This window comes from Stenotrophomonas sp. TWI1183, assembly GCF_039673115.1.
GTDB lineage: Bacteria > Pseudomonadota > Gammaproteobacteria > Xanthomonadales > Xanthomonadaceae > Stenotrophomonas > Stenotrophomonas maltophilia_AA.
On the sequence record NZ_JBDJKZ010000020.1, the window covers coordinates 76,632 to 83,930 of the forward strand.

Here is a 7,299-nt window from a genome sequence, read left to right on the forward strand (position 1 = left end):
GTACGCTCGACGAAAACGGGCGGGCAGCTTACCAACCGGCGCCGCCTCCCGGGCCGTGTACGGCGGCGCGTGGACCGGTGTCGGCACAAATCCGGCCCGCCTGGGCACCCCGGGCCCTGCAACGGCCAGGCTTGGCATAGAATCGGGGGTTCGGCCCGGCGTGCCGGGCGATCCCCCTCACTACCCAAACCTCCACCTCCATGTCAGCTTCCCCCCTTGTCGATCGCTGGATCGTACTGAAGTTCGGCGGCACCTCCGTGTCGCGTCGTCACCGCTGGGACACCATCGGCAAACTGGCGAAAAAACGGGCGGAAGAGACGGGCTCGCGCGTGCTGGTGGTGGTGTCGGCGTTGTCCGGGGTGACCAATGAACTCACCGCGATCGCCGATGGCGCCGCCGACAGCCGCGACCGTGTCGCCGCGCTGGTCGCGCGCCACCGTGAATTCCTGACCGAACTCGAGCTGGACGCCACCGCGCTGGACGTCCGTCTGGCCGCGCTTTCCGGGCTGCTGGACGATCCGCGTGCCGCCGGGCGGCCGTTGGAGTGGCAGGCCGAGGTGCTGGGCCAGGGCGAGCTGCTGTCCTCGACCGTTGGCGCCGCCTACCTGCGCGCCAGCGGCCTGGATTTCGGCTGGATGGACGCGCGCGAATGGCTCGATGCGCTGCCGCCGCAGCCCAGCCAGAGCGAGTGGTCGCAGCGCCTGTCGGTGAATTGCCAGTGGCGTGCCGAGACCGACTGGGCCACGCGTTTCCGCGCCCAGCCAACCCGCATGCTGATCACCCAGGGCTTCATTTCCCGTCATGCCGATGGTGGCACCGCCATCCTCGGTCGCGGTGGTTCGGATACGTCCGCGGCGTACTTCGGTGCACTGCTCGGCGCGAGCCGCGTGGAGATCTGGACCGATGTGCCGGGCATGTTCAGCGCCAACCCGAAGGACGTGCCGGATGCGCGCCTGCTGACCCGCCTGGACTATTACGAAGCGCAGGAGATCGCGACCACCGGCGCCAAGGTGCTGCACCCGCGCTCGATCAAGCCGTGCCGCGATGCCGGCGTGCCGATGGCGATCCTGGACACCGAACGCCCCGAGCTGCCGGGCACCAGCATCGATGGCAACGCCGCGGCGGTGCCGGGCGTGAAGGCGATCAGCCGCCGCAACGGCATCGTGCTGGTCTCGATGGAAGGCATCGGCATGTGGCAGCAGGTCGGCTTCCTGGCCGACGTGTTCGGGCTGTTCAAGAAGCATGGCCTCTCCGTCGACCTGATCGGTTCGGCCGAAACCAACGTGACCGTCTCGCTGGACCCGTCCGAAAACCTGGTCAGCACCGATGTGCTGGCCGCGCTGTCGGCCGACCTGTCGCAGATCTGCAAGGTCAAGATCATCGTGCCGTGCGCGGCGATCACCCTGGTCGGCCGCGGCATGCGCTCGATGCTGCACAAGCTCTCGGACGTGTGGGCCACCTTCGGCCGCGAACGCGTGCACATGATTTCGCAGTCGTCCAACGACTTGAACCTGACCTTCGTCATCGACGAGGCCGATGCGGACGGACTGCTGCCGATCCTGCACGCCGAGCTGATCGACAGCGGCGCGATGCCGGTGGAAGAGGGCGAAGTGTTCGGCCCGCGCTGGCGTGAAATCGCGGGCACCATCCGCCCGCGCGAAACCGCCTGGTGGCGCGGCCAGCGCGAGCACCTGCTGACCCTCGCCCAGGCCGGCACGCCGCGCTACGTCTACAACCTGGCCACGGTGCGGGCGCGTGCGCGCGCGCTGAACGCGATCAAGGCGATCGACCAGCGCTACTACGCGATCAAGGCCAACTCGCACCCGGCCATCCTGGAAGTGCTGGAGCAGGAAGGCTTCGGTCTGGAGTGCGTCTCGCACGGCGAGCTCAAGCATGTGTTCAACACGCTGCCGACGCTGTCGCCCAAGCGCGTGCTGTTCACTCCCAGCTTCGCGCCGCACGCCGAGTACGATGCCGCGTTCGCGCTGGGCGTGACCGTCACCCTGGACAACGTGGAAGCGCTGCAGCGCTGGCCGGAACTGTTCAGCAACCGCGAGCTGTGGCTGCGCGTGGACCTGGGCCGTGGCGAAGGCCACCATGCCAAGGTCCGCACCGGTGGCAAGGACTCCAAGTTCGGCCTGCCGATCGCCCGCGTGGATGAGTTCGTGCGCATCGCCGGCGAGCTGGGCACCCGCGTGGTCGGCCTGCATGCGCACCTGGGCAGCGGCGTGGAAACCGCACAGCACTGGCGCCTGATGTGCGATGAACTGGCCGGGTTCGCCCGCCGCATCGGCAGCGTCGAGACCATCGACATCGGCGGTGGCCTGCCGATCCCGTACAGCGCCGATGACGAGCCGTTCGATCTGGAGGCCTGGGCCGTTGGCCTGGCCGAAGTGAAGGCGGTGCACCCCGCGTTCCGCCTGGCGATCGAGCCGGGTCGTTACCTGGTGGCCGAGTCCGGCGTGCTGCTGGCGCGGGCCACCCAGGTGGTCGAGAAGGACGGCATCCGCCGTGTCGGCCTGGATGCGGGCATGAACACCCTGATGCGTCCGGCCCTGTACGACGCCTGGCATGACATCGAGAACCTCAGCCGCCTGAGCGGCTACTCCGAAGCGTTGTTCGATGTGGTCGGGCCGATCTGCGAATCCAGCGATGTGTTCGGCAAGCGCCGCCGCCTGCCGGCTTCGACCGCGCCGGAGGATGTGATGCTGATCGCCGACGCGGGCGCGTACGGCTACGTCATGGCCAACACCTACAACCAGCGCGAGCTGCCGCGCGAGGACGTCATCGATGATGGTCCTTGAGTGCTGCCAGCCGCCTTCCAAACCGGATACACCATGACTGCTTTTGATAAACACCAGGTTGCCGTCTTCCGCTTCGTCCGCTGCGAATTCGCCGCGGACACCGGCGTGGCGCAGCTGGTCTACGCCTTCGATGACGGCCCGGAGCTGATCGAGACGGTGACCATTCCGGGCGCGCCGTTCGTGCTCGAGGGTGACCGTGCCGAGGCGGTGCAGCGCGCGCTGCGCCTGCTGCACCTGATCGCCGGCGTGAGCTACTACAAGGCCGGCGTGCCCGAACAGGTGCGCATCGACAGCTACACGATCGATGCGGCGACCGCGGCGCTGGTCGAGACCGTGTACCTCAACGGCCTGGGCGAATTCGCCTACCGCAATGGCCTGAACCTGCGTGGCCGCTTCCGCCTGCCGGTGGACGGCGAGGCCTTCGCGGCGCCGGCGCTGGGCCTGCGCGAACACGCGCTGGTCGCCATCGGCGGCGGCAAGGATTCGCTGGTCAGCATCGAAGCGCTGCGCAGCCTGGGCATCGCCGAAACGGTCACGTGGATCGGCGGCTCGCAGCTGATCCGCGCCTGCGCCGAGCGCACCGGCCTGCCGATCCTCAACATCGGCCGCACGCTGGCCCCGGAGCTGTTCGAGCTCAACCGCCAGGGCGCCTGGAACGGCCATATCCCGGTCACCGCGGTGAACTCGGCGATCATGGTGCTGGCCGCGCTGCTGCAGGGCGTGGACCAGGTGGTGTTCTCCAACGAGCGCTCGGCCAGTTATGGCAGCCAGATTCCGGGCACGGGCGAGGTCAATCACCAGTGGTCGAAGGGCTGGGCGTTCGAGCAGGCCTTCGGCGAGCATCTGGAACGGCACGTCGCCGCGGACCTGCACTATTACTCGCTGCTGCGCCCGCTCTCGGAGCTGGCAGTGGCGCGTCAGTTCGCCAAGAGCGATGTCTACGACGCGCATTTCTCCAGCTGCAACCGCAATTTCCACATCCTGGGCGAGCGCCCGGTGAACCGCTGGTGCGGCGTCTGCCCGAAGTGCCACTTCGTGTTCCTGGCGCTGGCCCCGTTCATGCCGAAGATGCGCCTGGTCGGCATCTTCGGCCGCAACCTGCTCGACGATATCGAGCAGGCCCCGGGCTTCGATGCACTTCTAGAATTCCAGGACCACAAACCGTTCGAGTGCGTGGGCGAAGGCCGCGAATCACGCGCCGCGATGGCCACCCTGGCCGCGCGCCCGGAATGGAATGAAGACGCGCTGGTGAAGCGCTTCGTCCACGAGATCCGCCCGCAGCTGGATGTCACCGAACTGCAGATCGAGCCGCTGCTGGCGCTGGAAGGCGAACACCGCATCCCGCCGGCGATCTGGGAGCGTCTGCGTGCGAATTTCGCAGCTTGAAGGCAAGCGCGTTGCGTTGTGGGGATGGGGACGTGAGGGACGCGCGGCGTTCCGCGTCCTGCAGCAGCGGCTGCCGTCGCTGCCGCTGACCCTGTTCTGCCCGGAGGCCGAGGCTGCCGGTGCGCACGAGGAAACCCACGGCGCGCTGACGGTCCGTTCGGATGTCACCGGCGAGGCACTGGCCGCGTTCGAGGTGGTGATCAAGTCGCCGGGCATCAGCCCGTATGGCGAAGCTGCGTTGCACGCCACGGCGCAGGGCACGCAGTTCATCGGCGGCACCTCGTTGTGGTTCGCCGAACAGGCCGCCGCCGACGGCATCGTGCACGACACCGTCTGCGTGACCGGCACCAAGGGCAAGAGCACCACTACCGCACTGCTGGCGCATCTGCTGCGTGCCTCGGGCGCGCGCACCGGGCTGATCGGCAACATCGGCCTGCCGCTGCTGGAAGTGCTGGACCCGCAGCCGGCGCCGCGGTACTGGGCGGTGGAGCTCTCCAGCTACCAGACCGGCGAGGTCGCGCGCAGTGGCGCGCACCCGCAGGTCGCCATCGTGCTGAACCTGTTCCCCGAGCACCTGGACTGGCACGGCAGCGAGGCACGCTACATCGAGGACAAGCTGCGGCTGGTCACCGAGGCCGCGCCGCGGATCGCGGTGCTCAACGCCGCCGACCCGCACCTGGCAGGGGTGTCGCTGCCTGAGAGCGAGGTCATCTGGTTCAACCAGCCGCAGGGCTGGCATATGCGTGGCGATGTCGTGCATCGCGGCGAGCAGGCGGTGTTCGATACCTCACATACGCCGCTGCCGGGCCGGCACAACCGCGGCAACCTGTGCGCGGTGCTGGCCGCGATCGAGGCCTTGGGCCTGGACGCGGTGGGGCTAGCCCCGGCGGTGCAGGATTTCCGCCCGCTGCCGAACCGCCTGCAGACGATCGGCATGCGCGACGGCATCACCTTCGTCAACGATTCGATCAGCACCACGCCGCACGCGAGCCTGGCCGCACTGGAGTGCTTCGCCGGGCGACGCATCGCGCTGCTGGTCGGCGGACATGATCGTGGCCTGGATTGGCACGACTTCGTCGCGCACATGGCGCACGACGTGCCGCCGGTGGAGATCGTCACGATGGGGGCCAACGGGCCACGCATCCACGCACTGCTGCAGCCGCTGGCCGATGCCGGCCGCTTCGGGCTGCATGCCGCTGCCGACCTGCCCGAGGCCATGGACCTGGCCGGCAAGGCGCTGGGCGGGCAGGGTGGGGTGGTGCTGCTGTCGCCGGGGGCGCCGAGCTATGGCGTATACCGCGACTACGTCGCCCGTGGCCGCCACTTCGCTGAACTGGCCGGTTTCGATCCGGACCAGATCACGGCGATCCCGGGCATCGGCATCGCCTGAGTCACGTCAGACCTCTTCCTCATCGATGAAGGCGTAGTCGTTTTCGATGAGCTGCTGCAGGTATGCATCGAAGCTCGGCGCGATCACCCGGTAGCTGTCGGGGTCGTGCAGATAGCGCACCACCTGGCCAACCGTGCCACCGGGGGCGGGATCGAAATCCAGGTACAGCATCGAGCTGCCGCCGTTGTTCATGCAGTGCGAGAAGCACAGGCGCTTGCCCATCGGCAGGTCGGCATCGATGCCGTCGCCGAGAATCTCCGGGTCTTCCTCCAGCCATTCCTCGTAGATCGAGCGGATGCTGTCATCCCACTGCGCGCTGTCCTCGAACATCTGTTCCACCGAGCGCAGGTAGTAGGGGTAATGCCCTTCTTCGACGTCCGAGCCCAGCATCAGCACCACGACCTCGCCACCCGGGTAGGCGCGGAAATGCGTGCCGTCGACCCGCGCCAGCAGTGCAAGCAGGCTCTGGGGCGCCTGCGGCCAGCGCTTGCGCAGGCGCTGCAGATCGGCTGCACTGGCGCCCTCGACCCAGGCCCACATCCGCGCATCGTCTTCGGGCAGGCGCGGCACCAGGCCGGACAGGAAACGGTCGACAAGACTCATGAAGTGTTCCGTAAACAGGGCCGGCCAGCCTGCCATAACAGGGACGGAGGTAGTTAATTCAATAACAGGGACGGAGGTGGTTAATTCAGATGAGGTCGGGCGCGGCCGGTCTGCCGGATCACGGGGGGCACGCGGACCCGGCGCTTCTACACGGTCCCGTCAACCGGCCGTCATACACTCGGGGCTCTTTCTGTCGGGAGCAGACGCATGAACAGGCAATGGCGGTGGGGTGCGGCGGTGCTGTTGGGGATGACGGCGCTGCCCGCGCTGGCGGCGATGCAGGCCAAGCCGGTGGAGTGGACCCAGGATGGCACCACCTTCAGCGGCGTGCTGGTCTACGACGACGGTGACAACGACAAGCGTCCGGGGCTGGTGATGGTGCCCAATTGGAAGGGCGTCAACGACTCGGCCATCGCCAAGGCCAAGCAGCTGGCCGGCGACGACTACGTGGTGCTGGTCGCCGATGTGTACGGCAAGGGCGTGCGCCCGAAGACCGATGCCGAGGCCGGGCCGGTGGCGACCAAGCTGCGCAATGACCGTCCGGTGCTGCGGGCGCGTGCGCTGAAGGCGATCGAGGTGCTCAAGGCCCAGGCAGGGAAGGCGCCGCTGGATGCCAGCCGGATCGGCGCGGTCGGCTTCTGCTTCGGCGGCACGACCGTGCTCGAGATGGCGCGCGCCGGTGCGCCGCTGGCCGGTGTGGTCAGCCTGCATGGCGGACTGGGCTCGCCGCTGCCGGCCAAGGCCGGTGGCACGCATCCGTCCGTGCTGGTGCTCAATGGCGCCGACGACAAGAGCGTGAGCAAGGATGACATCGCCAGCTTCGAGCAGGAAATGAACGCGGCCAAGATCGACTGGGAATTCACCAATTACAGCGGCGCGGTGCACTGCTTCGCCGAATCGGACGCCAACAGCCCGCCGGGCTGCGTGTACAACCCGCGTGCGGCCAAGCGCGCGTGGAAGGCACTGGATGAGTTCTTCGACGAGCGGTTCGAGAAGCGCTGAGACGTAATGAGACGCGGGGTATCGGCCAGCGCTCGGTGGGTAGTGCCGGGGGGGGGGGGGGCGCCGCCGCGCGGCCGCCCGCCCCCCCCCCCCCCCCCCAAACCCGCGCGCAAG

At 68.2% G+C, this 7,299-nt stretch carries 5 protein-coding genes; 4 read left to right on the forward strand and 1 reads right to left on the reverse strand.

Annotated elements, in window-relative coordinates; genetic code table 11:
- The first annotated feature begins 200 nt into the window (after nucleotides 1–200).
- From ABE434_RS16140 to murD, 3 genes are read left to right on the forward strand one after another with little or no spacing between them, the layout of a single operon-like run.
- Entirely contained in the window at nucleotides 201–2,804 is a 2,604-nt protein-coding gene (locus ABE434_RS16140) for a bifunctional aspartate kinase/diaminopimelate decarboxylase (protein WP_346479542.1), read from the forward strand.
- 33 nt (nucleotides 2,805–2,837) lie between these two features.
- The gene (gene murL, locus ABE434_RS16145; RefSeq protein WP_346479543.1) at nucleotides 2,838–4,190 is read left to right on the forward strand and encodes a UDP-N-acetyl-alpha-D-muramoyl-L-alanyl-L-glutamate epimerase; all 1,353 of its coding nucleotides are present in this window, start codon (nucleotides 2,838–2,840) and stop codon (nucleotides 4,188–4,190) included.
- On the forward strand, nucleotides 4,171–5,580 hold the full coding sequence (gene murD / locus ABE434_RS16150; protein ID WP_346479544.1) for a UDP-N-acetylmuramoyl-L-alanine--D-glutamate ligase: 1,410 nt from the start codon (nucleotides 4,171–4,173) through the stop codon (nucleotides 5,578–5,580). Before murL ends, murD begins: the two co-directional genes overlap by 20 nt.
- Before the next feature lie 6 nt (nucleotides 5,581–5,586).
- On the opposite strand, the gene ABE434_RS16155 is transcribed toward murD, so the two are convergent.
- On the reverse strand, nucleotides 5,587–6,183 hold the full coding sequence (locus ABE434_RS16155) for an SMI1/KNR4 family protein (protein WP_346479545.1): 597 nt from the start codon (nucleotides 6,181–6,183) through the stop codon (nucleotides 5,587–5,589).
- Nucleotides 6,184–6,390: 207 nt separating this feature from the next.
- Between ABE434_RS16155 and ABE434_RS16160 the strand changes: the two genes are divergently transcribed.
- Nucleotides 6,391–7,185 (forward strand): dienelactone hydrolase family protein, encoded by a 795-nt coding sequence (locus ABE434_RS16160; RefSeq protein ID WP_346479546.1) that lies wholly within the window; start codon nucleotides 6,391–6,393, stop codon nucleotides 7,183–7,185.
- The last annotated feature ends 114 nt before the right edge of the window (nucleotides 7,186–7,299 follow it).

Bases quoted from the DNA above. Each gene is read 5' to 3' on its own strand.
- ABE434_RS16140 (WP_346479542.1), top strand. From the start codon at position 201: ATGTCAGCTTCCCCCCTTGTCGATCGCTGGATCGTACTGAAGTTCGGC.
- murL (WP_346479543.1), top strand. From the start codon at position 2,838: ATGACTGCTTTTGATAAACACCAGGTTGCCGTCTTCCGCTTCGTCCGC.
- ABE434_RS16155 (WP_346479545.1), bottom strand. From the start codon at position 6,183: ATGAGTCTTGTCGACCGTTTCCTGTCCGGCCTGGTGCCGCGCCTGCCC.
- ABE434_RS16160 (WP_346479546.1), top strand. From the start codon at position 6,391: ATGAACAGGCAATGGCGGTGGGGTGCGGCGGTGCTGTTGGGGATGACG.